General features: G+C 46.0%; 1 protein-coding gene. It reads right to left on the bottom strand.

The window, feature by feature from the left end; all coding sequences use genetic code 11:
- A partial coding sequence (locus tag EG814_RS20825) for a hypothetical protein (RefSeq protein ID WP_394343513.1) occupies positions 1–1489 on the bottom strand: 1489 nt, incomplete at both ends.

Genomic DNA, 1489 nt, shown 5'->3' with positions numbered 1-1489 from the left:
TCCAGTACTTGCTCCAAAGCATGAAGCATCAGTTTTAGAAGAATCTGCCAAAGCCAGAGCAGCGTTCGGCTGTCCGATTGTTACCGAATTGCTTTTTGAAGAGCAGGAATCAGATACAGTCAAAGTATAAGTTCCCGCAGGCAAGTTTGAAACAGTTGCTGTTGTTCCTACCACTGCATTTGAACTGTTTTTCCAGGAATAGCTTACGGTTCCAACCGCATTTGTCACAGTTCCCGCTGTTACAGTTCCAGTGCTTGCTCCAAAGCATGAAGCATCAGTTTTAGAAGAATCTGCCAAAGCCAGAGCCGCGTTTGGCTGTCCGATTGTTACCGAATTGCTTTTTGAAGAACAGGAATCAGAAACGGTTAAGGTATAAGTTCCCGCAGGCAGATTAGAAATAGTTGCTGCTGTTCCTACAACTGCATTTGAACTGTTTTTCCAAGAATAGCTTACGGTTCCAACTGCATTTGTCACAGCTCCCGCAGTCACCGTTCCAGTGCTTGCGCCGAAGCATGAAGCGTCTGTTTTAGAAGAATCTCCCAAAGCCAGAGCAGCTAAAGGCTGTCCGATAGTAACCGAATTGCTTTTAGAAGAGCAGGAATCAGAAACAGTCAAAGTATAAGTTCCCGCAGGAAGATTGGATACTGAAGCCGTCGTTCCGACTACGGCATTTGCACTGTTTTTCCAAGAATAGCTTACGGTTCCAACCGCATTTGTCACAGTTCCTGCAGTTACAGATCCGGTGCTTGCGCCAAAACATGAAGCGTCTGTTTTAGAAGAATCGCCTAAAGCCAGAGCCGCGTTCGGCTGTCCGATAGTAACCGAATTGCTTTTAGAAGAGCAGGAATCAGAAACGGTTAAGGTATAAGTTCCCGCAGGAAGATTGGATACAGTTGCCGTTGTTCCGACTACGGTATTTGAACTGTTTTTCCAAGAATAGCTTACGGTTCCAACCGCATTTGTCACAGTTCCTGCAGTTACAGATCCGGTGCTTGCGCCGAAGCATGAAGCATCAGTTTTAGAAGAATCTGCCAAAGCCAGAGCAGCGTTCGGCTGTCCGATTGTTACCGCATTGCTTTTTGAAGAGCAGGAATCAGAAACAGTCAAAGTATAAGTTCCCGCAGGAAGATTGGATACTGAAGCCGTTGTTCCGACTACGGCATTTGAACTGTTTTTCCAAGAATAGCTTACGGTTCCAGCTGCGTTTGTTACATTTCCCGCAGTTACAGTTCCAGTGCTTGCGCCAAAACATGAAGCGTCTGTTTTAGAAGAATCTGCCAAAGCCAGAGCAGCGTTCGGCTGTCCGATTGTTACCGCATTGCTTTTTGAAGAGCAGGAATCAGAAACAGTCAAAGTATAAGTTCCCGCAGGAAGATTGGATACAGTTGCCATTGTTCCGACTACAGTATTTGAACTGTTTTTCCAAGAATAGCTTACGGTTCCAACTGCATTTGTCACAGCTCCCGCAGTCACGGTTCCAGTGCTTGCG

Origin of the sequence: Flavobacterium ustbae (genome assembly GCF_003946915.1) — a bacterium.
Lineage (GTDB): Bacteria > Bacteroidota > Bacteroidia > Flavobacteriales > Flavobacteriaceae > Flavobacterium > Flavobacterium ustbae.
This window is presented reverse-complemented; position numbering and strand designations above follow the sequence as displayed.